General features: G+C 61.2%; 31 protein-coding genes and 1 pseudogene. 6 read left to right on the forward strand and 26 right to left on the reverse strand.

The window, feature by feature from the left end; translation table 11 throughout:
* Positions 1-269: 269 nt before the first annotated feature.
* A complete protein-coding gene (locus tag SOP85_RS17705; protein ID WP_323609257.1) occupies positions 270-725 on the forward strand; it encodes a GNAT family N-acetyltransferase in 456 nt (151 codons plus the stop codon).
* Between the two features lie 15 nt (positions 726-740).
* Here the strand turns inward: SOP85_RS17705 and SOP85_RS17710 are convergent, their stop codons facing one another.
* From SOP85_RS17710 to SOP85_RS17725, 4 genes are all read right to left on the reverse strand, one after another.
* Complete coding sequence (locus tag SOP85_RS17710; protein WP_274076584.1) at positions 741-932, reverse strand: hypothetical protein; 192 nt, start codon at positions 930-932, stop codon at positions 741-743.
* On the reverse strand, positions 929-1,714 hold the full coding sequence (locus SOP85_RS17715; RefSeq protein WP_323627692.1) for a DUF2092 domain-containing protein: 786 nt from the start codon (positions 1,712-1,714) through the stop codon (positions 929-931). The genes SOP85_RS17710 and SOP85_RS17715 overlap by 4 nt, the downstream gene beginning before the upstream one ends.
* Before the next feature lie 187 nt (positions 1,715-1,901).
* Positions 1,902-2,219 carry an NIPSNAP family protein gene (locus tag SOP85_RS17720; RefSeq protein WP_274076586.1) on the reverse strand — a complete coding sequence of 106 codons (318 nt, stop codon included), beginning with the start codon at positions 2,217-2,219 and terminating at the stop codon, positions 1,902-1,904.
* A 134-nt stretch (positions 2,220-2,353) separates the two neighbouring features.
* Positions 2,354-3,259, reverse strand: coding sequence for a LysR family transcriptional regulator (locus SOP85_RS17725; protein WP_323627693.1), 906 nt, complete (start codon positions 3,257-3,259; stop codon positions 2,354-2,356).
* Positions 3,260-3,389: 130 nt separating this feature from the next.
* On the opposite strand from SOP85_RS17725, the gene SOP85_RS17730 reads away from it, so the two are divergent.
* Entirely contained in the window at positions 3,390-4,220 is an 831-nt protein-coding gene (locus SOP85_RS17730) for an oxidoreductase (RefSeq protein ID WP_323609260.1), read from the forward strand.
* Positions 4,221-4,271: 51 nt separating this feature from the next.
* Here SOP85_RS17730 and SOP85_RS17735 read toward each other — a convergent pair whose 3' ends face one another.
* From SOP85_RS17735 to SOP85_RS17745, 3 genes are read right to left on the reverse strand one after another with little or no spacing between them, the layout of a single operon-like run.
* On the reverse strand, positions 4,272-4,628 hold the full coding sequence (locus SOP85_RS17735; RefSeq protein WP_323627694.1) for a hypothetical protein: 357 nt from the start codon (positions 4,626-4,628) through the stop codon (positions 4,272-4,274).
* 16 nt (positions 4,629-4,644) lie between these two features.
* A complete protein-coding gene (locus tag SOP85_RS17740; RefSeq protein ID WP_323627695.1) occupies positions 4,645-5,046 on the reverse strand; it encodes a cupin domain-containing protein in 402 nt (133 codons plus the stop codon).
* Between the two features lie 33 nt (positions 5,047-5,079).
* Entirely contained in the window at positions 5,080-5,829 is a 750-nt protein-coding gene (locus SOP85_RS17745; protein WP_274076591.1) for an SDR family oxidoreductase, read from the reverse strand.
* A gap of 172 nt (positions 5,830-6,001) precedes the next feature.
* On the opposite strand from SOP85_RS17745, the gene SOP85_RS17750 reads away from it, so the two are divergent.
* Complete coding sequence (locus tag SOP85_RS17750; RefSeq protein WP_323627696.1) at positions 6,002-6,385, forward strand: c-type cytochrome; 384 nt, start codon at positions 6,002-6,004, stop codon at positions 6,383-6,385.
* Between the two features lie 116 nt (positions 6,386-6,501).
* Here the strand turns inward: SOP85_RS17750 and SOP85_RS17755 are convergent, their stop codons facing one another.
* The 10 genes from SOP85_RS17755 to SOP85_RS17800 all read right to left on the reverse strand — a co-directional run bounded on the left by SOP85_RS17755 (position 6,502) and on the right by SOP85_RS17800 (position 15,350).
* On the reverse strand, positions 6,502-7,386 hold the full coding sequence (locus SOP85_RS17755; protein ID WP_323627698.1) for a ChaN family lipoprotein: 885 nt from the start codon (positions 7,384-7,386) through the stop codon (positions 6,502-6,504).
* Positions 7,387-7,416: 30 nt separating this feature from the next.
* Positions 7,417-8,184 carry a heme ABC transporter ATP-binding protein gene (locus SOP85_RS17760; RefSeq protein WP_323627700.1) on the reverse strand — a complete coding sequence of 256 codons (768 nt, stop codon included), beginning with the start codon at positions 8,182-8,184 and terminating at the stop codon, positions 7,417-7,419.
* Positions 8,184-9,167 (reverse strand): FecCD family ABC transporter permease, encoded by a 984-nt coding sequence (locus SOP85_RS17765; protein WP_323627760.1) that lies wholly within the window; start codon positions 9,165-9,167, stop codon positions 8,184-8,186. Before SOP85_RS17765 ends, SOP85_RS17760 begins: the two co-directional genes overlap by 1 nt.
* A 50-nt stretch (positions 9,168-9,217) precedes the next feature.
* The gene (locus SOP85_RS17770) at positions 9,218-10,102 is read right to left on the reverse strand and encodes a heme/hemin ABC transporter substrate-binding protein (RefSeq protein ID WP_323627701.1); all 885 of its coding nucleotides are present in this window, start codon (positions 10,100-10,102) and stop codon (positions 9,218-9,220) included.
* Positions 10,103-10,122: 20 nt separating this feature from the next.
* The gene (locus SOP85_RS17775; RefSeq protein ID WP_274076596.1) at positions 10,123-10,272 is read right to left on the reverse strand and encodes a hypothetical protein; all 150 of its coding nucleotides are present in this window, start codon (positions 10,270-10,272) and stop codon (positions 10,123-10,125) included.
* Positions 10,273-10,479: 207 nt separating this feature from the next.
* On the reverse strand, positions 10,480-11,922 hold the full coding sequence (locus tag SOP85_RS17780; RefSeq protein ID WP_323627702.1) for a catalase: 1,443 nt from the start codon (positions 11,920-11,922) through the stop codon (positions 10,480-10,482).
* 107 nt (positions 11,923-12,029) lie between these two features.
* Positions 12,030-12,410 carry a response regulator transcription factor gene (locus SOP85_RS17785; protein ID WP_323627703.1) on the reverse strand — a complete coding sequence of 127 codons (381 nt, stop codon included), beginning with the start codon at positions 12,408-12,410 and terminating at the stop codon, positions 12,030-12,032.
* Positions 12,411-12,563: 153 nt separating this feature from the next.
* On the reverse strand, positions 12,564-13,094 hold the full coding sequence (locus tag SOP85_RS17790) for a hypothetical protein (protein WP_323627704.1): 531 nt from the start codon (positions 13,092-13,094) through the stop codon (positions 12,564-12,566).
* Between the two features lie 128 nt (positions 13,095-13,222).
* Positions 13,223-13,927 (reverse strand): AraC family transcriptional regulator, encoded by a 705-nt coding sequence (locus SOP85_RS17795; protein WP_323627705.1) that lies wholly within the window; start codon positions 13,925-13,927, stop codon positions 13,223-13,225.
* A gap of 46 nt (positions 13,928-13,973) precedes the next feature.
* Positions 13,974-15,350, reverse strand: coding sequence for a sensor histidine kinase (locus tag SOP85_RS17800; protein WP_323627706.1), 1,377 nt, complete (start codon positions 15,348-15,350; stop codon positions 13,974-13,976).
* On the opposite strand from SOP85_RS17800, the gene SOP85_RS17805 reads away from it, so the two are divergent.
* The gene (locus SOP85_RS17805; protein ID WP_274076602.1) at positions 15,340-15,498 is read left to right on the forward strand and encodes a hypothetical protein; all 159 of its coding nucleotides are present in this window, start codon (positions 15,340-15,342) and stop codon (positions 15,496-15,498) included. The genes SOP85_RS17800 and SOP85_RS17805 overlap by 11 nt on opposite strands.
* A 180-nt stretch (positions 15,499-15,678) precedes the next feature.
* Here SOP85_RS17805 and SOP85_RS17810 read toward each other — a convergent pair whose 3' ends face one another.
* From SOP85_RS17810 to SOP85_RS17825, 4 genes are all read right to left on the reverse strand, one after another.
* Positions 15,679-16,881 (reverse strand): NAD(P)/FAD-dependent oxidoreductase, encoded by a 1,203-nt coding sequence (locus SOP85_RS17810; RefSeq protein WP_323627708.1) that lies wholly within the window; start codon positions 16,879-16,881, stop codon positions 15,679-15,681.
* 230 nt (positions 16,882-17,111) lie between these two features.
* Complete coding sequence (locus tag SOP85_RS17815; RefSeq protein ID WP_274076604.1) at positions 17,112-17,486, reverse strand: response regulator transcription factor; 375 nt, start codon at positions 17,484-17,486, stop codon at positions 17,112-17,114.
* A 98-nt stretch (positions 17,487-17,584) separates the two neighbouring features.
* The gene (locus SOP85_RS17820; protein WP_274076605.1) at positions 17,585-18,238 is read right to left on the reverse strand and encodes a response regulator transcription factor; all 654 of its coding nucleotides are present in this window, start codon (positions 18,236-18,238) and stop codon (positions 17,585-17,587) included.
* Between the two features lie 103 nt (positions 18,239-18,341).
* Positions 18,342-19,796: a sensor histidine kinase gene (locus SOP85_RS17825; RefSeq protein WP_323627709.1), complete on the reverse strand. Its 1,455-nt coding sequence runs from the start codon at positions 19,794-19,796 to the stop codon at positions 18,342-18,344.
* A gap of 377 nt (positions 19,797-20,173) precedes the next feature.
* Between SOP85_RS17825 and SOP85_RS17830 the strand changes: the two genes are divergently transcribed.
* Positions 20,174-21,148, forward strand: a complete 975-nt coding sequence (locus SOP85_RS17830) for a LysR family transcriptional regulator (RefSeq protein WP_274076607.1) — start codon at positions 20,174-20,176, stop codon at positions 21,146-21,148.
* Here the strand turns inward: SOP85_RS17830 and SOP85_RS17835 are convergent.
* The 5 genes and pseudogenes from SOP85_RS17835 to SOP85_RS17855 form a co-directional block, all read right to left on the reverse strand.
* Positions 21,124-21,552 carry a nuclear transport factor 2 family protein gene (locus tag SOP85_RS17835; protein WP_274076608.1) on the reverse strand — a complete coding sequence of 143 codons (429 nt, stop codon included), beginning with the start codon at positions 21,550-21,552 and terminating at the stop codon, positions 21,124-21,126. The two genes, SOP85_RS17830 and SOP85_RS17835, sit on opposite strands and share 25 nt — an antisense overlap.
* A 54-nt stretch (positions 21,553-21,606) precedes the next feature.
* Positions 21,607-21,726 (reverse strand): annotated as a pseudogene (locus tag SOP85_RS31410) (helix-turn-helix transcriptional regulator); the annotation flags it as partial.
* Positions 21,727-21,889: 163 nt separating this feature from the next.
* Entirely contained in the window at positions 21,890-22,459 is a 570-nt protein-coding gene (locus SOP85_RS17845) for a chorismate mutase (RefSeq protein WP_274076609.1), read from the reverse strand.
* Between the two features lie 103 nt (positions 22,460-22,562).
* Positions 22,563-22,847 (reverse strand): DUF7693 family protein, encoded by a 285-nt coding sequence (locus SOP85_RS17850; RefSeq protein ID WP_274076610.1) that lies wholly within the window; start codon positions 22,845-22,847, stop codon positions 22,563-22,565.
* Between the two features lie 153 nt (positions 22,848-23,000).
* Positions 23,001-23,363, reverse strand: coding sequence for a hypothetical protein (locus SOP85_RS17855; RefSeq protein ID WP_323627711.1), 363 nt, complete (start codon positions 23,361-23,363; stop codon positions 23,001-23,003).
* 236 nt (positions 23,364-23,599) lie between these two features.
* Between SOP85_RS17855 and SOP85_RS17860 the strand changes: the two genes are divergently transcribed.
* Positions 23,600-25,273: a hypothetical protein gene (locus SOP85_RS17860; protein WP_323627713.1), complete on the forward strand. Its 1,674-nt coding sequence runs from the start codon at positions 23,600-23,602 to the stop codon at positions 25,271-25,273.
* Positions 25,274-25,334 lie beyond the last annotated feature (61 nt).

Genomic DNA, 25,334 nt, shown 5'->3' on the forward strand with positions numbered 1-25,334 from the left:
CGGCGGATGTGCCGGTGGGGCTGGTGGAGAACTGGGAAAACAGCCAGCGCACGACATTGCCAGGGCGTAACGTGCGGGTCTAACTGCAACCCGCGATCCATTGTGGGAGCCAGCCTGCTGGCGATGAGGCCTTCAGGTTCAACAGTGATGTTGACTGACAGTCCGCTATCGCCAGCAGGCTGGCTCCCACAGGAGGCGCGGTGCTTTCAGGAATTTTTTCGTTGTGGTTGCTAGGCTGTAGATCCTTGAGACCGCAATGGAGCACCTTCATGCCTATCCTGGCCCTGCGCGCAGACGCCTCGCACATCGAAAAAATCGCCCCCTTGTTCGACGCCTATCGCGGCTTCTACGGCCAGCCGTCGAACCTGCCACAGTCGCGCAACTTCATCGCCGAACGCATCGCCCGCGACGAGTCGGTGATCTTTCTCGCCGAGGATACCGACGGCGAAACCCTGGGTTTCGTGCAGATGTTCCCGACCTTTTCCTCCATCGACGCACACCGCACCTGGCTGCTCGGCGACCTGTTCACCACGCCCGCCGCCCGGGGCAAAGGGGTTGGCACCCTGCTGATGAACACCGCCCGCGACTTTGCCCGGTTGATGGGCGCCAAGGGCATGACCCTGGAAACCGCCACCGACAACTTCAGTGCCCAGCGTCTGTATGAGTCCCTGGGTTACGTGCGCGATCCGGGCTACTACACCTACTGCCTGGACTTGCAGCGTTGATCGTTTTTCAAGCTGTCAATCGCGCCGCGCCGATCGCCTCGCGACGCCGGCAACACTGACCGGCGTCAGTGGACGCCCGACCACCGCCTCGGCTTGAGGAATAACACTGTGCACGCCGGGGATCGACAAGGTTTCTCCAAGCTCCAGCGCGCACACCGCTACCAATCCCATCAGCAGGAAGCCGCAGGATTTGATCAAGAGGTTCATTTGGTTTTTCCTCGCACAAAGTTGCTGGGCAGGTCCTCGGCGTTGGGCAGGTCTTTCAGTTCGATTTTCTGGGCATTGGTCGAATTGTTGAAAGCGAAATCATCAGCCGGTGCGGCATCGCCACTTTTGAAGTCGCTGAGCTGAATGCTGTACTGCGGACTGCCGGCAATGGTTTTTGAAGTGGGGGAATAACGGCAAGGGTAGGGATTGTCGCCCTGGGCGATCCAGATCTGCCAATCAACTTCTTTCTTCCTGAAAGCCAGGTGATCGCATTCGGTACCGCCGATAACGCCACTGCCCAGGTCCTTGATGTCGGTCACGCCGGCCATCAATTGATCCTGGGGATTGGACATGAACAGGTCTGCGCCGGGAAGCGGCCGGTTGTATTTATCCCGTAGCGTATCGAGCAGATGATCCAGCGTGCCCGGGACTTCGACCTGGGTGTAGATGTTCTTGCCTTTGCCCAATAGGGTCAGGGTCTTGCCATCAAACACCATCTCCAGGTCGGCAAAACCACTGGCGCGGGTACTGCGCAATTTGTCAGGCCGGGTGAGAGCGACTGTGCCGGAACCTGCCAGTGCCAGTCGTTGCTTATCTTTGGTGACCACTTCAAGGATGGTGTCGTAGTTGAACGATATATTTTTTTGCGCTGACATATAGTCGGACATCTTCTTGATCAACGTCTTGGCATAGGCCTCATCGGCCTGTGCTGTTGGTGTACTCAATCCGATGGTCAGGGCAAGAGCTGCTCCAGTGATGCGGGTGACAGAGATGTTTTCCATGGGAGGTCACCGCGGTAAGTATGCCGGGTTGGCAATGCGGACTTATAAAGTTAGTCCTACCAATGGCAACTCGCCCTGTATTGGCTGACCATTCATCTGACGTTTTATTGCGCAGTGACAGCCCATGTTCGAGAAATAAAAAATGCCGCCCGACAGGCGACATTTTCGTTGACTACGATCAAGCGGTTTACTGTTTCGGCTCACCGAACACGGGCCGGAAGAAGGAGCGTTCATAACTGAGGATGCAGCGGGTTTCTTCTGCGTACTTGAAGGCGGCGATACATTCAGCGTCGTTCATCGACTCTTGGCGATAGGTTTCGTAGGCCGCCAGGCTTGGGAAAGTGAACATCGCCAGAGCAATGTTATTGGCACCCTCGGACGGCAGGAAGTAGCCGTGATGCTGGCCACCAAATTTCTCCACCAGTGGAATCCACAGTTTGCCGTAGTGTTCGAATGCGTCGAGCTTGTACGGGTCCAGCACATATTTCAGGTAGCAGGTGACCATCTTTTTTCTCGCTGACTAGGTTTATGAAGTGCTCGCCGCCGATGGTAGACAACAGGCCTGGTGGACGCCATGGCGCAGAGCGATTTTGTGGGAGCTGGCCTGCCGGCGATGGCGGCCTGACAGACGACCTGATCTCAAGAGAACACATTCCCCCGTGCGGTACGGGCAAACTCGATGAAAGCCTTGAGCGCTGCGGGCACATGTCGTCGGCTTGGGTAGTACAGATGCAGGCCGGGGTAGTAGGGGCACCAGTCACCCAGCACCTGAACCAGGCTGCCGTCGGCGATCTGCGTCTTGACCATGTCCTCGAAGACGTAAGCCGTGCCGACACCCTGCAACGCCGGGCCGACCATCAGGCTCACGTCGCCCAGGGTCAGCGGGCCATCCACCTCGATTTCCTGGGTGATCCCGCCACGTTCGAACTCCCAGCGATACAAGGTGCCACTGGGGAAGCGATGGCGGATGCACGGCAGGCCATGCAGGTCTTCGGGTTTCTGTGGAACGGGATGCTTGCGGAAAAATTCCGCGGAGCCCACGACCACGGAGCGCAGGGTGCTGCCAATCGGCAGGGAGACCATGTCCGCCTCCAACCGAATACCGAAGCGCACTCCGGCGTCAAAGCCCTGAGCCACCACATCGACCAGCGCGTCGTCTGTCACGATCTCCAGTTTCACGTCCGGATAGGCTTCCAGGAACCGGCCGGCCATTGGCAGCAGCACCAATTCGGCGGCCTGGCGACCCGCGGTGATTCTCAGGTTGCCCGAGGGTTTTTCGCGAAAATGGTTCAGGTCTTCCAGGGCATCGTCGATATCGCGAAAGGCCGGTTTCAATCGTGCAAAGAGACGCTCGCCGGCCTCGGTCAGGCCGACGCTGCGGGTGGTGCGGTTGAATAGCCGCACGCCAAGCCGGTTCTCCAGGGTGCGCACCGCATGGCTCAGCGCAGAAGGGGTCAGCCCCAGTTCCACCGCCGCACGGCTGAAGTTCAGGTGGTTGGCCACGCACAGGAAAGTCGAGAGATCTGCTGCCGAAGGGGCCTTCATATGTGAATACCGTTCACAAAGTCATGCAAAATTACTGGGATTATCACATCAGTAATGCAGATTTAAAGTTGCGTCAACTCATCAAGAAGGCCCGGCAATAACGTTCGGGTCGATGCCAGGAGGAGTTGAAATGCGTACTTGGTTCATTACTGGGGCTTCCCGTGGTTTTGGTACTCTCATCGCAGAACGTGCTCTGCGTGCCGGCGACGCGGTCATTGCCACCGCCCGTAAACCCGAAGAAATCATCGCCAGACTCGGCGATCATCCAAACCTGCTGGCCGTGCGTCTGGACGTGACCCGCGAAGCAGAAGCGCATCAGGCCGTGGCAGAAGGCATCAAGCGTTTCGGCCGAATCGACGTGCTGATCAACAATGCCGGATTCGGTGTGCTGGGCGCGGTGGAGGAAACCAGTGCGAGCGAGACCGAGCGCCTGTTCGCCACCAACGTCTTCGGCGTACTCAACGTGACCCGCGCGGTGCTGCCGCACATGCGTCGCCAACGCGGCGGGCATGTCATCAACATTTCCTCCATCGGCGGCTACCAGGCCTACATGGGCTGGGGCGTCTACGGTTCCACCAAGTTCGCGGTGGAAGGCATCAGCGAGGCGCTGCACCAGGAACTGGCGCCGCTGGGCATCCACGCCACGGTGGTGGAACCGGGCTTCTTCCGCACCGACTTCCTCGACGAGCAGTCGTTGGTGAAGACCGCGCTGGAACTGTCGGACTACGACGACACCGTGGGCGCCATGCGCAAGCATGCCGAGGCCGCCAACCACGCCCAGCCGGGTGACCCGGTGAAATTCGCCGAGGCCATGCTCGCTCTGGTCAATGCGCCGAAACCGCCGCAACGGCTGGCGCTGGGCAGCGATACCATCGCGCGCATAGAGGCGAAAAACCGCTTTGTCGCCCAGGAACTGGCCGAGTGGAACGAGCTGGCGCTGTCCACCGATTTCAAGGACTGACTCAGGTGAAACCCTGTAGGAGCCAGCAAGCCGGCTCCTACAGGTTTTTGATCAGCGGCATTCCATACAGAAATAGGGCATGACGTCGGAGCTGGCATCGTAGCCATTGCTGCCATCTGCGTAATGGTTCTGCCGTAACCGGTCAGAGCCGCCTTCTGCAACCCGAGTACCGCGCATCGAGTTGTAACCGCCCGCGGCAACGCTGTTTTGCTTCAGCCGGTCGGAACCGTCCGATGCCAGTTGCCGCTCTCTCAAACGATCAGCACCACCCTCGGCCAGTTGCCGTTCCTTCAGACGATCAGCGCCACCTTCAGCGACCTGATCCTGCTTGAGGCGCTCCGCCCCGTCGGCGGCCAGTTGTCTTTCCTTGATGCGGTCGGTGGCGCCTTCTTGGCCCCTTATACGCAAGTATGACCAGCGACCGTCAATCGACCGGGAGGACGGGCGGCTTGCCCTGGTCCTTCAACAGAAAGACGACGAATTTCGCCGGCTTGTCCTTGCTCGCATTACGGCCCACGGTGTGGATGTCATTGGGGCCTTCGTGGAAGCTTTGCCCGGGCATCAGCGTGACTTCCTTGCCACCCTTGACCCCCATGACGATCGAGCCTTCGAGCACATAGATGAAACCGTGGGCGTCGTGCCGATGAACCGGGTCGGCACCGCCCGGCGGGTATTCGACGGTGAGCATCAGCACTTCCTTGCCGGGGTAATCGGCAAGCGCGGTGACCGACACCTCCTTGACGTCCGGGGGCGGTGCGTCGGCGGCCAGGACCTGGGGCGGCAGGGTGGACAGTGCAAGCAGGGCGAGGAGAACGTGGGTTCGCATGGGACGCTCCTGATGAAGTGGGCGGGCTGACTGTCAGGCGCCGGCGCTCTTGAGCCATTGATCGAAGTGAGTCTTGCCGACGATGGGATTGGCGCCCGGGGTCAGTGACTGGTCGTTGATGATCGCGCCGAAGTAGCCGGCGTTGTCGTCGGTAATCACTTCCCGCTGATCCTTGTTGTGTTGCAGCCAGGTCTTGGCGAACGAGACCAGCGGCTGCTTGTCTGGACCTGCCACTTCCGAGGTCTTGTTGGTGGGCGCCGCCACGGCAATCGTGGCCAGTGCCGAGGCCACGTCGGCCGAGGCGATCGGTTGCAGGGCGGCGGAAGTCAGGCGGATGCTGTCGCCTTGTGCACCGGATTGTGCAATGGCGCCGATGAACTCGAAAAACTGCGTGGCACGCAGGATCGAATAGGGCACGCCGGCTTTCTTGATCAATTCCTCCTGGGCCATCTTGGCGCGGAAGTAACCGCTTTCGAGCATCCGCTCGGTGCCCACCACCGAGAGTGCGACGTGGTGCTTGACCCCGGCGGCCTTCTCGGCAGCGGCGAGGTTGCGCGCGGATTTTTCGAAGAAATCGAGCACGGCGGCATCTTCGAACGAGGGCGAGTTGGCAACGTCGACCACCACGTCGGCGCCTTGCAGGGCAGCCTGCAAGCCTTCCCCGGTCACCGCGTTGACCCCCGATTTCGGCGAGGCGGGCAGGACATCATGCCCATCCTCGCGCAGCCGTTCGCAGAGCTGGGTGCCGATCAACCCGGTTCCGCCGATCACGACAATTTTCATGATGTTTGCCTCCGTCTGTTGGGTGTGCGTGAGCTTGGTGGAGATGGACTGACCTTCAAGTCTAGGCGGGGATAACAACGCGATGCATTGGCGGGATGGACGGCAGGCATTTATTTCGCAGGAAGCCGGATCATGATCAAATGGCGGCCATTTTTGCGTGGGTACTGGCTTGATGAACAAAACAGCGATGATGACCCTTGCCCTGAGCCTGAGTCTGTTCGGCATGCAGGCGCACGCACAAGGGGACGCAGAAGCGGGCGGGAAACTGTTCAAGCGGGTGTGCGGTGGCTGCCATCAGGTCGGTGAGGGCGCACGGGCGTTTTTTGGTCCGCAGCTCAACGGTATTGTCGGGCGCACCGCCGGGAGCACAACGGACTATCAATACTCCGATGCCATGAAGTCCTCCGGGATCGTCTGGACCCGGGATAAACTCGCCGCGTACATCGAGGATCCGAAGGCGGTGGTGTCGGGTACGCGGATGATTTTCTGGGGGATCAGCGATCGGGAAAAAATCGATGATCTGCTGGCCTACTTACAGACCTTCCAGACACCCTGATCCTGGCGGATGTACCTCGATCCCGTAGGAGCTGCCGCAGGCTGCGATCTTTTGATTTGCTTTCAAGGGCAAGATCAAAAGATCGCAGCCTTCGGCAGCTCCTACAGGGGGGCGTGTTAACGACGAAATTGCGCGCAGTGGTCCTGCTCCGGTTGCGCTGCGGTGTACCACACGTAATCCGCACTGTCGGCGTTGACCGTCTTGCCCACCTCGGCCAGCACCAACACCGCGTTACCTTCACCCGCGCCGAGGTCTTTCAGGTGCAACGGCACGCCCAGGTCCTTGCGCACATGAAACGCCCCGGCCAGCAACAGGGCCGGTGTCGGTGCCGCCAACAGGCGCTCGGCCATGCGTCGGTCACGCTGCTGTTGCACGGCGAGCATCGCCGGCATCTGCGCTTCGGGCAGCATGCCGCAATGGGATTCGCGGATGTCGTCCAGTAATGTCGCTTGCACCTGTCGGGTGGTGGACGCTTCGCCACTGAGCGTCGGCCGCTGTTTATAAATCTGCATTATCTGCGCCCGGTCCAGGTTGGCCGACAGCAGCGGGTAGGGTTGGCGCAGGGCGTAGGTCACCAGTGCGCCGTATACGCTCCAGTCCCAATTGGCTTGCCAGGACAGCGCCTGGTACGGGTCGGCCGGCGCTTGACCGGCACGGCTGTCGGCCTGTGCGGCATCGACTTTCGCCTGTTGGTCGGGGTTGAGCATTTCCAGCAACAGGCTGCCTTGCGGACGTTGCGCCTCCAGTTGGCGCAGCAGCCACAGTTGCAAGGCATGGTGGTCGGGATTGTCGTGTTGTTCACCGACCAGCACCCGCGGCGCAGCGGCCAGGCGCTCGACCAGCTCTTGCGGGGTGAGGGTGCGCCCGCTGGCGAGTTCGCGGATCACCCCGAGATCGGCGTGATCTCGCCCTTGCGAGGCGATCGCCGGCGGTGGCGGTGTGACGTCATGGGATTGGCAGGCAGCCAGCAGGCTGACCAGGCATAACAGCAGGATGCGCATCGGATCTCCTTGTTGGACGGTAGACGTCTATCAGCGCGCAATAATCAACGGGTGACCGCGCTCCGGGTGCCGCTGAATCAGTACTTGCAACCCGTACACCGTCTGCAGTGCTTCGGCGTTCAGTACTTCATCCGGTGGACCGTAGGCGTGCGCACGTCCCTCATGCAACAGCAGCAACTGATCGCAATACCGTGCCGCCAGATTCAAGTCGTGCAGGATTACCAGCACCGCCGCACCGCGCCCGGCAAAATCACGCACCGCCTGCAGAATAGTGTGCTGGTGCAACGGATCAAGCATCGAGGTCGGCTCGTCGAGCAGCAGGGTCTGCCCCTCGGCACCCGGCCACAATTGCGCGAGCACCCGCGCCAGGTGCACGCGTTGGCGTTCGCCACCGGACAAGGCCAGATAACTGCGCCCCGCCAGGTGCAAGGCGTCGGCGGCACTCAGGGCTTGGGCGACGATTTCGGCATCGCGCACACGCCCGCTGGCATGGGGCAAACGACCCATGCCCACCACTTCATTGACCGAGAAGGCGAAGTTCAGGCTCGAACTTTGCGGCAATACCGCCAGGCGCCTGGCCCGTTCCTGCCCCGGCCAGTCGGCGAGTGCACGCTCGTCGAGGCTGACCGTGCCTTCATTGGCCGGCAGCTCATCGCACAAGGCGGCGAGCAGGGTGCTTTTACCGGCGCCGTTGGGCCCCAGCACGCCAAGGACTTCACCCGGACGCAACTCGATATCGATGTCCGCCAGCACAGTGCGACTACCGCGCCGCACCAGCAAATTGTTGGCCCGCAGCATCAGGAACGCCCCCGTACCAGCAGATAAAGGAAGAAGGGTGCACCGATGAGTGCGGTGACGATGCCGATCGGTAACTCGGCCGGTGCCAGCAACAGGCGGGCGACCAGGTCGGCCAGCAACAGCAGGCTGGCACCGGCGAGCAACGACGCCGGCAACAACACCCGATGATCCGGGCCAACCAGCAGGCGCATCAGGTGCGGCACCACCAGACCGATAAAGCCGATCAGGCCTGCCGCCGCCACCGCGGCACCGACGCCCAGCGCCGTGCACAACACCAGTTCAAGCTTGATCCGCTCGACATTGAAACCCAGGTGACGGGCTTCGGATTCGCCCAGCAGCATCGCATTGAGCGCCGCCGCGCGCCGCGGCAACCACAACGCCACGCCCACTGCCACGATCAGCAACGGCCACAGGCGCGGGTAGCTGGCGCCGTTGAGGCTGCCCAGGTTCCAGAAGGTCAGGGTGCGCAACGTGGCGTCATCGGCCAGGTAGGTGAACAGACCGACGCCGGCCCCGGCCATGGCCGTCATCGCCACGCCGGCCAGGAGCATGGTGGCGACGTTGGTCTGGCCATCGCTGCGGCCGAAGCGATACACCACCGCCGTGACGATCAGGCCACCGACGAAGGCACTCACTGACAACAGGTAGGGTTCGATGGCCGGCGGCAGTCCGCCGAGCATGCTGCCGCCGACGATTGCGACGGCTGCACCCAGTGCCGCACCGCCGGATACACCGACCAGACCCGGATCCGCCAACGGGTTGCGGAACAACCCCTGCATCGCCACACCCGACAGTGCCAGTACCGAACCCACCGCGATGCCGAGCAGACTGCGCGGCAGGCGGATCTGGCCGAGGATCAGCTCCGCCTGTTGCGTGTCACCACCGTCAACCGGCATCCCGAGCAAGCGCAGCCCGGCCAGCAGAGTATCGCCCAGCGGCAGGCTGACCGGCCCGAGGGCCAGGGACAGCCAGAACACCAGCACCAACAACAGACCCAAAGTAATCAGCATCGACCGCGGCCGAACGATGGCCGTCATCGGTTGCGCTCGGCAGTCTGCACCTGTGCCGACGGATAGAATGCTTTCGACAGTGTGTTCAACGCGTCCGGCACACGCGGCCCCAGGCCACCGACCAGCAGCGTGGGGTCGATCACCAGCACCCGGCCTTCGCGACCGGCCGAGGTTTGCGCCAGGACCGGATTCTGCTCCAGCAGCGCTGCCCCCGCGGCATCGCCTTCAAGCTTGGCGCCGGCGAAAATGATCACCTGAGGGTCCAGGGCCAGCATGGCTTCGTTGGATACCGGCTTGTAGCCGTTGTGCTCGGTGAGGTTTTTCCCACCGGCCTGATCGATCATCCAGGCGGCCAGGGTGTCCTTGCCCGCGGCCTGGAGATTGGCGTCGGCATGGCTGAGCAGCAGCAACACCCGAGGGCTGGGGTTATGCTGTTGTACCTGTTTAACCCACGCCGCCTGCTGCTCCAGACGCTGTTGATAATTGGCCATCAGCGCCTGCGCTTCAGCCGGTTTGCCGAGCAGTTGCCCGAGCTTGGTCAGGTTGTGTTGCAACGAGGGGACGTCGGCCTTGGCCGAGAGCAGCTCAATGCGCACGCCGGCAGCCTTGAGTTGCGCCAGTACGGGTGGCGGGCCCATTTCGGTGCTGCCAACCAGGATGTCCGGTTTCAACGCCAGAATGCCCTCGGCCGCCAGCGCCCGCTGGTAACCGACGCTCGGCAGGCTGTGCAATGAGCGCGGTTGCTGGCTGGTGCTGTCGACACCCACCAGCTTGCCCTCGCCACCCAGGGCGACCACCCATTCGCTGAACGCGCCACCGGCGCTGACCCAGCGTTGGGGCAGGGCGTCGGCCATGGCCATTTGGCTCACGAGCACGCTGGCGCAGACCAGCAGTGATTTGATACGCATCAGGACGCTTCCTTAGTCGTTCAGGACGGTGGCGGTTTCGGCCAGGGCACGCCGAACAACGGAATGACCCGTTCACCGTCGGCATCGAAACCTTCGAAGCGGGTGATGATGCCATCGACGCTCGGCTTGCGCATCCGTGATCCCGATGCCACCTGTGGGAGCAGGCTCATTCCCACAGGTCATTTTGTTCACCAGCCGATGCTCGCCAGTGCTTCAAGCCTCCCAGTTTCGTGGCGCACTGAGGATTTGAATCCACTGATCATCCTGTGGGAGCGAGCCTGCTCGCGAAGAACCTGAGCACGCCTCGGGGTGTCAGGTTTCCAGCGTTATCGTTAGCGACCATCGCGAGCAAGCTTGCTCCTACAGGGTGTGTGTGTTTACCGGTCGAGTTCTGCCAACGCCCTGGACACCCCGGCCCCATAGAACGGATCTGCCTTGGTGCAGTGCGCAATATGCCGTTGCTGCACCTCCTGTGAAACGCCACTGAGCGAACGCGCAGTGTTTTCAAACAGTGCCTGTTTCTGCGCGTCGGACATCAGGCGGAACAGATTGCCCGGCTGCTCGAAGTGGTCTTCGTCCAGGCGATGATCCCAATGCCCGGCAGCGCCGGAAATCTTCAGCGGCGGTTCACGAAAGTCCGGTTGGTCGGCCCAGGCGCCCTCGCTGTTGGGCACGTACGCCAGTTGTTCGGCGTAGTTGCCGTCCACGCGCATGGCGCCGTCGCGGTGGAAGCTGTGCACCGGGCAACGGGCGGCGTTGACCGGGATCTGGTGGTGATTGACCCCCAGGCGATAGCGCGCGGCATCGCCGTAGGCAAACAGGCGCGCCTGCAGCATGCGGTCCGGTGAGAAGCCGATACCGGGCACCACATTCGATGGCGAGAACGCGGCTTGCTCGACTTCGGCGAAGACGTTTTGCGGGTTACGGTTCAGTTCGAAGTAACCCACTTCGATCAACGGGTAATCCTCGTGCGGCCAGACCTTGGTCAGGTCGAACGGATTCACCGGGTGGTCATGGGCCTGGTCTTCGGTCATGACCTGGATGTAAAAGGTCCAGCGTGGAAAGTCGCCCGCTTCGATGCTGTCGAACAGATCCCGATGGTGACTTTCCCGGTCGCGGCCAATGAGGTGTTGTGCTTGTTCATCACTGAGGTTCTCAACGCCTTGCTGGCTCTTGAAGGTGAACTTGACCCAGTGCCGCTCATTGTTGGCGTTGATCAGGCTGAAGGTGTGGCTGCCGAAACCGTGCATGTGCCGGTAGCTGCGCGGAATGCCGCGCTGGCTCATGACGATGGTCACCTGATGCAAGGCCTCGGGCAATGACGTCCAGAAATCCCAGTTGCTTTGCGCATTGCGCATGCCGGTGCGCGGGTCGCGTTTGACAGCGTGGTTGAGGTCGGGGAAGCGCAATGGATCGCGGAAAAAAAATACCGGGGTGTTGTTGCCCACCAGGTCCCAGTTGCCTTGTTCGGTATAAAACTTCAAGGCGAAACCACGGATGTCGCGCTCGGCATCGGCAGCGCCGCGTTCACCGGCAACGGTGGAGAAACGGGTGAAGATCGGCGTTTGCTTGCCCACCTGCGAAAACAGCCGGGCCTTGGTGTAGCGCGTCACATCGTGGGTGATGGTAAAAGTGCCGTAGGCGCCGGAGCCTTTGGCATGCATGCGCCGCTCAGGAATCACCTCGCGATCGAAGTGGGCGAGTTTTTCCAGCAGCCAGACATCCTGTAACAACGCGGGGCCACGGGGGCCGGCAGTCTGGATGTTGAAGTTGTCGACGACCGGTGCGCCGTTGATCGAAGTCAGTTTATTCCTGGGCATGGCACGGTTCTCCAAGTTGGGATTTTAGTTGAGTGGCAAGAGTGAACGGCTTAACTAACCGAAAGCTGAAAAAGAAAACGTTATTTGTTATGGCGGCGTCTTGCAGTTCACTCGGGAACCCGGCGCTTCAAGGCCCGTTCAATACACGCCAGCAGCGCATGGGTGCAGAAGGGCTTGGGGAAATAGCCTTCGGGTTTATGCACACTGGCACTGAATTGCGGCGGCAGGCCGGGCTTTCCTGTAATGAACAGCGTAGGGATGTGGATGTTTCTGCGCGCCAGCGTTTCGTACATTTCCACCCCGCACATGCCGGGCATCTGAATATCCGAAATCAGGCAGTCTGTCTGCGCAGGTCCGCTGGATTCAAGAAAGGCACACGCACTGTTGTAGGTGATTACCCTGTAACCGTAAGAACGCAACAAACTGTCCAGTGAGACAAGAATAAGTTCGTCATCATCAACAACCGAAATAATAGCTGAGTTGAACATGTAGAAACCTTGCGTTGTTGCGGGTGGCGCTAAGTGGCGCCCGCCATACTTGCAAGATACGCGCTGCAGAAAAGTGCAATAGTATACTTGGGTATGTTGGGTTGTTATTTCGCGTTAGTTGCGATGGGTATCAATATCATTGAGCGGTTTGCCTCACCCTGGTTGTTCATGGGGCAGGTTGTCCCCGATCACCGACAGAAAACGCGTGTTGTGCCGTGCGCATGCTTCGAAAAAGCGTTTGCTGGCGTTGTCCCTGTTGGCGATGGCGCGTTCAAGGCAATCACGGAGCAAGGCATCGACGGCCCGCAGTCGCAGCTTGCCCTGGCAAATACCAGTCAGGCAGTCGGCAAAACACTGCGGCTCGCGGGTGTCGTTCAGGCTGTAGAGCGCCGCGGTTTCGATGTGGCCGCCCAGGTCGGTGATGGCGCTGGCGAGGAAATCGGCATAGTCGGCATTGGCGCGCACCAGGCGGCGGAACAGCTGTTGCACTGGCAGGAAGCTGACATTGCGCAGTTGCTGCTGGCCCCGCTTGAGTTGCGCGAGCATGCCCAGGGTGGTGCCCAGCGTCTGCGTCAATGCATCGATGACCTCCACGCGCTCGGCGGTGGACAGGGAGGTATGCGCACCATAACGACTGATGCGCAGCGGATGACTGACGATGTACAGCTTTTGCAATGCGTTCATGGCAATCGTCCCCAGGTCAGCGCATCGGCGCGATGAGTTGATTCATTCGAGGTGACCAGCCTAAATCGACGGGTGCGCGATAACACTCCTACCTCAAGACAGCGCGCTAGCACATCGGGTCAGGCCCGTCATACCTGGGTATGAGCGGTGGGGTACTGCGAGCGCAACAGCGGGCTCCATTGTTCCTGGTTGTCCGGGCGTCGGTAGTACACCACCATGCGCCGGGCGACCTGCATCGCCACATCACGACCGTGATCGGCCTCGACCAGCGCCAGGGCCAGATCAATGCCTGCGCTGACACCGGCAGAGGTCCATATCGTCCCGTGCTGGACGAAAATCGCTTCGCGGTCGAGCTCGACCTGCGGGAACACGCGCTCGAACAGGTCGGCCATCACCCAATGAGTCGCCACACGCAAGCCATCGAGCAAGCCGGCCCGGGCCAGAAAAAACGAGCCGCTGCACACCGACGTGGTGCGCCTGGCCGAGCTGGAAGCGGCGCGCAACCAGTCCACCAGCGGGGCGCTCTCGACCATGGCCTGGCGGATGTGCGGGGAGCCTGGAACGATCAGCGTATCCATCGGGCTACCGGCGAACTCACTCAGGCGCCGGGTCTGTACCTCAAGCCCTTCGCCCGTGCGGATGGACCCGCCCTCCAGACTGGCCGTGTGCAAGGCATAACCTTGCAAACCGCGTTCGGCCAGGCTGCGGGTCGCCGCCCAGAACACGGTCTGGGCACCGGTCAGGTCCAGCAAGCCCATTTGCGGATAGGCCACGAAGATGATGCTGCGAGGTTGTGCCGTTCCAAGGTTGTCGCTCATTTCATTGATGGACACTGCTTGTCTCCAGGTCGCCGAATCGTGGCGTCAGGTGTGGATGAGGTTATTCATCGTGTACGGGGGGTGTCAGCGCAATCGCAAACAGCATCTGCGTGCCGACCCCTTCGGTGCTGCTGACCCAGATTCGGCCGCCATGAAATTCAATGATCGAGCGGCAGATCGAGAGGCCCATTCCCAGGCCGGTGGGTTTGGTCGTAAAGAACGGATCGAACAACGAGGGCAGAACGTCTTCGGCAATGCCGGTGCCGGAGTCGGCGATTTCGAGCACGGCCTCGTTGTCCTGTACCGAGGTGTGAATCCGTAGCGTTCGCGCGCGGTCATGCACGTTGGCCATGGCCTGGCAGGCATTGATGATCAGGTTGATGATGACTTGCTGCAGCTGGATCCGGTCGCCTTTTATGTGCGCGCCAGGTGCGCCCAGTTGCAGGTGTGGGCGAACCTGATGGTTGCCGATGTCATGTTGCATGAGCGTCAGTGAGTCGCGGACGATCTCGTCGAATGCTTCGGCCTTGCGTTGCACCTCGCTCTGGCGCGACAGCGCCCTGATACAGGCGATCACATCGGCAACCCTGGACGAGTTTTGTATGATCCGGTCCAGCGAGCGGCGGGCTTCTTCGAGGTTCGGCTCAGGGCGATTGATCCAGCGTTTGCACGATTCCCCGCTGGTGATCACCGCCGCCAGGGGTTGATTGATTTCATGGGCAATGGAGGCGGCCAGTTCCCCCATGGAGGTCACCCGGGTGACATGCGCGAGTTTGGCCTGGGAGTGAAACAGTGCTTCTTCGGCTTGCCTGGACGCGGTCACGTCCATCAATGCGCCGACGTACTCAATGCGTCCACCGTGGTTGAACAGCGGGTTGGCGAGCATCTGCACGTGCTTGATCCGCCCATCGGGCATGACCAGTCGATGTTCCACTTCGATCAGGTTTTCCCGGCGTGCGGCCTGCTCCAGGACACTGTCGATAATCGACAGGTCATCGGGATGAGTGCGCGCCCGAACCATGCCAAGCGTCGGCGTAACGTCCAGCGGGTATTCGAAAATGCGTGAAGACTCGTCCGACCACGACACGATCACCTGGTCATCGATGATCAAGCCGACACTGCCGGTATGGCTGAGTTTTTGCGCACCCAGGAAGAACGCTTCCTTGCGGCGCAACGTGTCGGTGGCGCGCTTGCTGCGCAGCGCCAGCAGGGTGATGGTGGTCAGCGCGATCAGGCAGCGCACGAAGCCGGCGATGAGCCGGTGATCACGATAGCCTTCATCGATAATGAAACTGGCGGTCAGGATGGCCACGCAACTGAAGGCGACGGCGAGGAAGACCGGCACGGAAAAGATGTTCGCCGACATGAACACCAGCGTGATGTACAGCAGCGTCGGTGCGACATCCAGGTCGAGCAACGAGTTGGTAATGAAGATCATGCTGCCGACCGCAATGGCGGCCAGCCAGGCGACCGGGTCTGAAAAAAAAAGTCTCTTGCAACGTTTGATGATAGACATTTGTTCTTCCGGATTTTTGCTATCGAACGGCAACTCGCAAGGCATCGCTGATGCCGGGCAAACTCTTTGAGGGATTGGTGCTTGATCGGACTGAAGAAAAAACGCCCGCCAGAAAAACCAGTGGCGGGCGCTTGGGAAAGGCCCCGGTCCAGCAAGGAGTGGGCTGGTCGGGATACAGGCGAAACTTCATATCACCCGGGCGGTGCCAGGGGAGTGACGGCCGTGGTTGCCACGGCCGCATCGATCGTCTTCAGGCCACCGGGATCAACGGGTCGGCTGCCGCCAGCGCCGCGGCGCGATCAGCCGCCGGTGGATAGATCCACATCGTGTTGATCTGTGTCTTGAGCTCCTTGGCTTCCTGCTTGACCAGTTTTACCTGGCGATCCCAGCCCTCGGTGAACACCGCGCCCCAGGCACCCAGGTCCAGGCAGGTGACGTACTTGGGTTGGCTGTAGGCCATTGGCTCGACCCCCAGGAGTTCGGCGGCGACGTTGTTGCCGGCATAACGCCCCAGGGCGATGGCGTGCTGGCAGGACATGGCCGCGAAGTTGCCCAGGTCATCGGTGGCGGCATAGGCCACGTCGCCGCTGGCGTACACATCGGCGTGACCGCGCACCTTGAGGTGCTGATCGACATGCAGGCGGCCCTGATGATCGCGGGTGCCTTGTACTTGCTCGGTCAGCGAGTTGGCACGAAAACCCACGGTCCAGATCACCGTGTTGGACTCGATGCGCTGGCCATCGGCGAGGGTGACGCCATTGGCATCGACGGCGGCAACGGTGGCGTTGAGCACCCACTGGATGCCCAGGTGCTCCGAGGCTTCGACGATCGAGGGGCGAATGCCATCGCCCAGGGCGGCGGCGACTTGCGGGGCACGGTCAACCACGATTACGCGGATGTCGGCGTTTTCACCGAGTACGGCACGCAGGCGCGCCGGCATTTCGGTGGCGGTTTCGATCCCGGTGAAACCACCGCCGGCCACCACCACGGTATTGCGGGCGGCACTGACCGGCTTGTCCTTCAGCGACTTGATGTGAGCTTCCAGACGTGTGGCGGACTCGATTTCATCGACATCGAAGGCGTGCTCGAGCATGCCGTCGACCGGCGGGCGCATCAGCTTGCTGCCGGCGGCCAGTACCAGGCGGTCGTAGCCCAGCGTGCCCTGGATGCCCGCGGCGTTGGTGTAGCTCACCTGTTTGCTGTGCTCGTCGATGATCTCGGCCGCACCCTTGACGAATTTCACCCCCACGGCGTCGAACAGTTCGTTCAGCGGTGCCTTCATGGTGTGCACGTTCGGCTCGTAGAAGCGCGGGCGGATGCGCAGCTCGGCCTGGGGAGCCAACACGGTGATCTCGACGTCGTTTCGATCGTGCTTGTCCAGCAGACGGGCAGCGCTCAACGCGCTCCAGACCCCACCGAACCCTGCACCAATAATCAAGATTTGCTGTTTCATTGTTTAGCTCCTGAAGAACAATCGAGGGCATGAAAAAGTTGTTGCCGCATAACCGCTGTGGCTGATCGTCTGCGATGTCGTTAAACAATGCGAAACAGTCGGCATCGGCTGGATCTGGAACAGATGTTATTCGAGGGGTTTGAAACTGGCACTGCTACATAGGGTCAGCGCGAGTATGACTAGGTATTAACCGGCTATACCAAAGTGTTAGTTGCTTGAATAAACAGATTTCAGTGGCTTCGATCGAGCACCGTTTCGATGCAGGCGAGCAACTTTTCGCTGGAGAAGGGTTTGGGAAAAAAGGCGATGGGTTTCATGGCGTGGCTGCCCGGCTGGCGCTGTGCACAGGGGTTGCCGGTAATGAAGATCACCGGGATATGCATGCCCCTGGTTGCCAGTTCCTCATACATGCTGATCCCGTCCATTTCCGGCATTTGTATATCGGAAATCAGGCAGGTGGTAATAAGCGGACCCTCTGAAATGAGAAACTCATGGGCCCCCGAATAAGTTCGCACGGTATATCCACTGGATCGCAATAAACTGTCCAGGGCCATTCGAACCGATTCATCGTTATCGACTACGGCAATCATTGCCTCTTTGTGCATAGCGGTGTCCTGCCTGGTAGCGCAGAGCACTTAGAGGCACCGCGCCATTATTGCAAGATACGCCGTCCTGAAAGGGTGCACAGTATACGTGGGTATAGTCAGCGGTTAGCGGGCTGGCACGAGATCGCCTCGGCCATGCGCACCAGATCGGCGAAGGAGCGCGCGCCCATCTTGCGCATGGCCTGGCCGCGGTGGATCTTCACGGTGATTTCGCTCAGGCCGATTTCCCCGGCTATCTGCTTGTTCATCAAGCCCGAGGCCGCCAGCGCCATCACCGTCTGTTCCCGGGCGGTCAACGTCTGGTGGCGCGCAAGCAGTTGTTCGGCATGTCGCGAGGACTCGCGACGCTGTTTGTCGCGGCCATGGGCGGCACACACCGCATCGATCAGGTCCTGTTCGCGAAAGGGCTTGGTGAGGAAGTCCACCGCGCCGGCTTTCATTGCCCGTACTGTCATGGCGATGTCTCCGTACCCGGTGATGAACACGATGGGTACGTTGATGCCGGCGGCGGCCAGTTCGTTCTGAAAGTCCAGGCCACTGCTGCCTTGCAACCGCACATCCAGCACCAGGCAACTGACCGTGTCCGGGCGCGGGTACTTCATGAAGTCGGCGACCGAGCCGAACAACTCGACCCGCAGGCCGATGGAGCGCAGCAGGCTGCCGAGGGATTCGCGCAGCGGCGCATCGTCGTCGACGATGAACACCAGGGACTCGTTGTGGTTGATCTTGTTGAGCGGGTGTTGTTCGTTCATGGCGGGTTCCCAAGGGTTGGACGTGCAGCCGCCCGGCGCTGTGCTCCTGGCGCGGGGCGCAACTTTTAATGCAGGTCGGGCTGGCGGCACTCATACCTGTGTATCAAATGGCCGCGGCGTACCCCGCATCGTTGGCGACCCGTATCGGCAGGGCAAACAGAAACGAACTGCCCTGGCCTGGTGTGCTGGTGGCCCAGATCCGGCCCTCGTGGAAATCGATGATCGAGCGGCAGATGGCAAGCCCCATGCCCAGGCCGTTTTCCCGGGTGGTGAAGAACGGCGTGAACAGTTGCGGCAGGACCTCGTCGGCAATGCCCGGCCCCTGGTCGGCCACTTCCAGCACGGCCTCGTTGTCCTTGACCCAGGTGCGAATCGACAAGGCCCGTTGCGCGCTGTTGATCGCGTCCATGGCCTGGCAGGCGTTGAGGATCAGGTTGATGATGACTTGCTGCAGTTGCACGCGATCGGCACTGACCTGGCCGCCGAACGCACTCAGCTCGATGTTCGGATTGATCTTGTGATGCGCCAGTTCATGGCGGACCAGGCTCAAGGTCTCGCTGACAATGTCGTTGAGCGATTCGTTCTGGCGCAGCGGCTCGCTCTTGCGCGACAGGGCCCGAACGCGGCGGGTGATCTCACTGGCTCGATGGGCGCTGGCGATGATCCGCTGCAGTGCCTGGCGAGCTTCGAGCAGATCGGGCTGCGGGCGGCTCAGCCAGTTGCGGCAGGCTTCGCCGCTGCTGGTGATCGCCGCCAGCGGTTGATTGACTTCATGGGCGATGGACGCGGCCAGTTCACCCAGGGAGGTCACGCGGGTGACATGGGCCAACTGGGTCTGGGCGCGGCACAGCGCTTCTTCGGCCTGTTTGCTGGCGGTCACGTCCATCAGCGCGCCCAGGTATTCAAAACATCCGTGTCGGGTGAAGAGCGGGGTGGCGAACAGGTGCAAATGCTTGATGCGCCCGTCGGGCATCAGCAGGCGGTGCCTGACCTCGATCAGGGTCGCATGGCGCGCCGCCTTTTCGAAACCGGCCAGCACCAGGGGCAGGTCATCGGGGTGGGTGCGCTCCAGGTACAAGGACGCAGAGGAGGGCATGCCCGCCGGGTATTCGAGCATGCGTGCCACCTGCTCCGACCAGCCCATGCGTGCGAGGTCTGCGCGAAAGCCGAAGCAACCGGTCTGGGTCAGGCGCTGGGCACCGGTCATGTAGACTTCCTTGTGGCGCAGGCTGTCGCAGACCCGCTTGCTGCGCAACGCCAGAAAGATGATCGCCGCCAGCACCGTCAGGCTGCGCAGCAAATCCATGGTCGACTCCCAGCGGTGAAAGCCACCCTGATACAGGCACATCGACGTCAGCACCAGCATGCAGAACAGCGCGACCACGATCACCGCGCTGATCGACAACAGGTTGATCGCCATCAGCAGCAACGCGATGTACAGCGTGGTCGTGGCGAAGTCGGTCCGGGTTTCGCAATTGAGCAGGATTCCGCAGGCCACGATCAGGCCCATCAACCACACCAGCGCGTTTTCCACTGGCTTGAGGCTGAAACCGAACAAGAGGCGAGAGATCCTTTGACCTGAGTTGAACAGCATTTTGCTGCAGGTTCCTTTTTGGTTGTCGATCATGCGCGCCTCGTTTTTGTTCGGGCTGGGGCGGAAAATCGGTTCAGTAATCCTAGAAGCACGGGGTCGCCTCCCGTTAGGACAAAAAACCCGAAAAAGCTGCCATGGCATCGAATCGCCGACTGCTCGAATGTGCGCATAAGTCATTAATCAAATTAAGGTTTTCCAGTGGGGGCTATACCGAAGTATCAAGTCGGTTATCTAACGCATGATCGCGCTGTCCCCTGGTACGACAGACGTTTTTCATTCGCTGCCATACCCTGTTCATACCCTTCCCGAACTCAATGGCCGCGTGCCGGGTAGTGAACCTCATGAACAGAAATGACCTGCGTCGTGCCGACATCAACCTGCTGGTGGTTTTCGAGACGATGATGCATGAGCGAAATGTCAGCCGCGTCGGCGAAAAGCTGTTCCTCGGGCAACCCACCATCAGCGGTGCCCTGGGCCGCTTGCGGGCACTGTTCGATGACCCGCTGTTCATTCGTTGCGGGCGGATGATGGAACCGACCGCACGTGCCGAGGAAATTTTCGCCAACCTGGCGCCGGCGCTGGACGGCATCGCCGCTGCATTGAGCCGTTGCCAGTCGTTTGACCCACGCACCAGCGAGACGACGTTTCATGTCGGCCTGTCGGACGATGTCGAATACGCGCTGCTGCCGCGGCTGCTGCGACAACTGCGAATCGAGGCGCCGAACATCGCCTTGATCGTGCGCCGTGTCGATCAACAGCAGATGGCGCAAAGGTTGGGCAATGGCGACATCTGCGTGGGCATCAGTCACACCCTCGACCTGCCGGCCAATGCCCGGCGCAAAGGCTTGCGGCCGATTCGCCCGATGCTGCTGCGGTCTGACACCCGGCCCGGGCCGTTGGGGCTGGACGCGTTTTGCCGGCGCCCTCATGTGCTGGTGTCGTCGATGGGCAATGCGTCGGATGACACCGACCATGCCCTGAGCCTGCTGGGCCGGCAGCGCAAAGTGGTGCTGACCGTGCCGCAGTTCAGTGCGTTGCCGGGATTGCTGGCGCAAACCGACATGCTGGCCATCGTGCCGGATTACGTGGCCAAGGCGATGGCCTCGGTGGCAGGCATGCGAGTCGAACCGGTACCGCTGCAATTGCCCGTGCCGGAACTGTCCATGGTTTGGCGCGCAGCGGTGCACAATGACCCCGGCCAGCGCTGGTTACGCTCGCGCTGCTGTGCGTTTCTCGGTGAGCCGGTCGAGTTGCAGGTGGTATCCAAGGTTCGACCGGCGCTGCACGACGATCAGGCTTTGCTGGCGGCCAGGTAGGCGCCCAGGCGCCGGCCCATTTCCTCGCCCAGCGCCTGCAGGCCACTGAGGGGGCGGACCATCACTTCGAAATCGACGATTTTTCCCTGTTCATTGAAGCGGATCATATCGATGCCCTTGAGCTGTTTCTCGCCGACCCTGGCGCTGAATTCGAGGACCACATTCAAGCCGTCGGCGCTCGCCAGTTCGCGGTGGTAGGTGAAGTCTTCGAATACGTTGAACACCGTGTTGAGAATCATCGAAACCACTGGCGCGCCTGGATACGGCGTATGTGCCATCGGCGAGCGAAACACCGCGTCCGGGTCCAGCAGCGCAGGCAAGGCCTGCAAATCGCCGGTACGAATCATCGCGTGCCACAGGCTCAAGGATTCTGCGGCTTTGGGGTGCAGTTGCAGCTCAGACATAGTCAACTCCTGTTTTTTGTTGTTGTGTGAAGCTTGCCTGGCGGGTGTGGTGAATCAGCCAGTGAATTCATCGTCGAAAATGCTTTCGATGGGCAATACAAACGTCCCGGCAATCTGAAATGCCAGTGGCAGACTTGAATCATAGCGGCCATTTTCGATGGCGTTGATGGTCTGTCACGAGACTCTGTAGGAGCGAGCTTGCTCGCGAAAAACCTGAGAGCACCGCGGGGTGTCAGGCTCCCGTGTCATCGTTGACCTCCATCGTCGGAACGCCGCCCGGAGCCGGCTCGCTCTCACAGTAGATAGAGTATGGCTGCGAGAAATGAGTTGGTTTCGATCATAGATCCGTGACGCACAATTCCCCGGTGGCGCGGATCAGCGCCTGGCCATGCAGGGCATCCTTGATCAGGCTGGCGCGCTGCTCAGCCAGCCACTGCGGGCATTCCGGGTCGACGCGATAGGGCACGAAATCAGCGTATTGCTGCAACAGGCGGGCTTGCAATTCATCCTGCTTTGCCCGCAGTTGGGTGAGGTCCGGGCGTGGCATGTCGGGCGCCTTGTGCGCCGCTTGCCATTGCGCGATCAGGCCGTACTGCACCAGTTTGTTGGCTTCGATCTGGGCGGCAATCAAGTCGGCGGCTTCGTCCGGGTCCACGTTGCTACCGGTTGCCTGCTTCCTGGCGTTATTGATCAGCAGGGTTTCCCGGGCGGTATCCTGGATCGGTTTGCCCGTGTCCCACTTGGTCAGCGCCACCAGATCGGAAACGTTCAGGCGCTCGTTGATGGTGTTCAGCAGTGGCTGCAGCGTTTCGGGTGCCGGGGAGGGCGCAGCGGCGTTGGCGACGCTGGCGAGTAAGCCGAACAGCGAGCAAGTCAGCGCTTGCGGCAAGCGTGGGCAGTGGAACATAAGCAACCTCTTGGTGACGGGATGCGCATCAAGTCTTATGTAACACAGCTGAGACAGATGAACGATAGTTGAACGAACACTTTCGCGATGCCTCGGTCCGAATTCAGTCGCCGGCCAACAGCCGCTCGATCTGCGCCAGCTCCCAGGTGCTGAGCAAACTCACCGGGTCGGTACCGAAACGCGGCCCGCCGTCGAACGCTCGGCCGTCCGGGCTCTGGCAATGCAGGCAGTGGTGCAGGCGGCTGTCGTCGACATCGAGGCTCAAACGCCAGCCCTCGATGTCCACCTGTACCGGACCGGGTCGTTCGTCAAGGCGCTTGAGCGGGCGCAGGCCCAGGGCGGCATCGCGCAGTTGCTGGTAAACCTCTCGGGCTGTCAGGGGTGGCACAGGTGTCTCCGGCGGCACGGGTAGAATCGGGCCCACAGGATAGACGATCACGAACCAGGGGAAGAACCCTGCAACGCCGTGGCTTGATTGCACCGACGAAAAAGCCCGGCTGATCAGGCCGGGCTTTTTCGTCGGTGCGGTGAAGCGATGGGGTCAGGCGACGGTGTTGCCTTGCAGGCGGTCGGAGCCGTCGGCGGCGACAGTGTTGCCTTGCAGGCGGTCGGAGCCATCGGCAGCGACGGTGTTGCCTTGCAGACGATCCGAGCCATCAGCGGCAACAGTGTTGCCTTGCAAGCGGTCGGAGCCATCGGCGGCAACAGTGTTGCCTTGCAGACGATCGGAACCATCGGCGGCGACGCGATTTTCGATCAGGCGGTCAGAACCACCCTCAGCCACTCGGCTTTCAATCAGACGATCCGAGCCACCTTCAGCGACAACCGGCTGAATAGAGGTAGCGGCAAAAGCGTTAACTGCAAAAACCGAGAAAGCGATGCTGAGGAGGGTTTGGCGTTTCATGATCGTGTGCTCCGGGGTGTTGTTGGTTGGTATGGAGCTGATGTTACGCCGCAGATTTTTTAAGAGAACTTCATTGACGTGATGGTGAACATCGACGGTATTGATGTAGCAAGCGCCACACCTGTGGCGAGCGTGATGACAGGGCGTAGCCTGTCGTCAGTTGCGGCGCCGGGCCAGGTGCGCAGGGGTATGCTGGTTTTTCGCAGGTTCCGCACTCTGATCGAGAGGATAAACCGATGCACGACTATTACGATCTGGGCACCTACAGCCGCCCCGTGACGACCAGTTCACCCCAGGCCCAGCTGTGGTTCGACCGCGGCCTGATGTGGTGCTACGGCTACAACCACGACGAAGCCATCCGCTGTTTCCAGAAGGCCCTGGAACACGACCGCAACTGCGCGATGGCCTACTGGGGCATCGCCTATGCCTCGGGGCCCAACTACAACAAGCGCTGGGACGCCTTCGTCGAACAAGAGCTCAAGGAGGCCGTGGCCCAGGCGCGCCTGGCGACGCAAATCGCCCTGGTGCACCTCGACGGCGCGACGCCGGTGGAAGAGGCCCTGATCCGCGCGCTGCAGCAACGCTACCAGGCCGAACAGGCGAGCAGCGTTGATGAACTCTTCACCTGGAACGATGCCTATGCGGCGTTCATGCGCGATGTCTACCACGGCTTTCCCGACGATCCCGACGTGGTGGCGCTGTTCGCCGAAGCGCTGATCGACCGCACACCCTGGCAGTTGTGGGACCTGAAAACCGGCGAGCCAGCAGCCGGTGCCGACACCCTCGAAACGGTGGCCGTGCTCGAACGGGCCCTGCACCGCATGGAGCAACACGGCGACGCAGCGCACCCCGGCGTGCTGCACATGTACGTCCACACTCTGGAAATGTCGCCGTACCCGGAACGGGCCTTGCGCGCCGGCGATGTCCTGCGCGACCTGGTGCCGGACGCCGGACACCTGCGCCATATGCCGTCGCACATCGACCTGCTCTGCGGCGATTATCGCGGGGCCATGATCACCAATCACCGGGCCATCCAGGCCGATAGCCTGTATCTGGCCGAGGAAGGGCCGATCAATTTCTACACCCTGTACCGCAGCCACAACTACCACTTCAAACTCTACTCGGCGATGTTCCTCGGCCAGTACCAGCCGGCCCTGGAAGCCGCCGAACAACTGGCCGATACCATCAAGGAAGACCTGCTGCGGGTGGAAAAACCGCCCATGGCCGACTGGCTGGAAAGCTTCGTGTCGATGAAGCTCCACGTGCAGATCCGCTTCGGCAGATGGCAAGACATCCTCGCCACGCCGCTGCCCGCCGACCAGGCGCTGTACTGCGTGACCACGGCCATGCTGCACTACGCCAAAGGCGTGGCCCATGCGGCCTGCGGGCAGGTCGCCGAGGCCGAAACCGAGCATCACCTGTTCCTCGAGGCCTGGGCCCGTGTGCCGGACACACGCTACCTCTTCAACAACCGATGCAACGATATCCTGGCCGTGGCCGCGGGCATGCTGCGCGGCGAAATCGAGTACCGCAAAGGCAACTTCGACGAAGCCTTCGCGCATCTGCGTGAAGCGCAGTCGTTGGACGATCACCTGCCTTACGACGAGCCCTGGGGCTGGATGCAACCGGTGCGCCACGCCCTGGGCGCACTGCTGCTGGAGCAGGGCAGGGTGGAAGAAGCCCTGCAGGCCTACCGTGCCGACCTGGGCCTGGACAACACCCTCAGTCGCGCGTCCTGGCACCTGGACAATGTGTGGAGCCTGCACGGCTACGTGGAATGTTTGAAGCGACTGGGTCGCGATGCCGAAGCGGCCGCTGGGCAGGTTCGCCTCAACCTGGCCATGGCCCGGGCGGATGTGGAGATTTCGGCATCGTGTTTTTGCCGGATCGGCAAACGCTGTTGCCTGTAGGCGCTTGAATGTCCGCCCCAGCCAGCGCTCTTCCTGGAAATCGATAACCCGTACTTGATCG

The sequence above is a fragment of the Pseudomonas sp. YuFO20 genome (assembly GCF_035064975.1).
Classification (GTDB): domain Bacteria; phylum Pseudomonadota; class Gammaproteobacteria; order Pseudomonadales; family Pseudomonadaceae; genus Aquipseudomonas; species Aquipseudomonas putida_AE.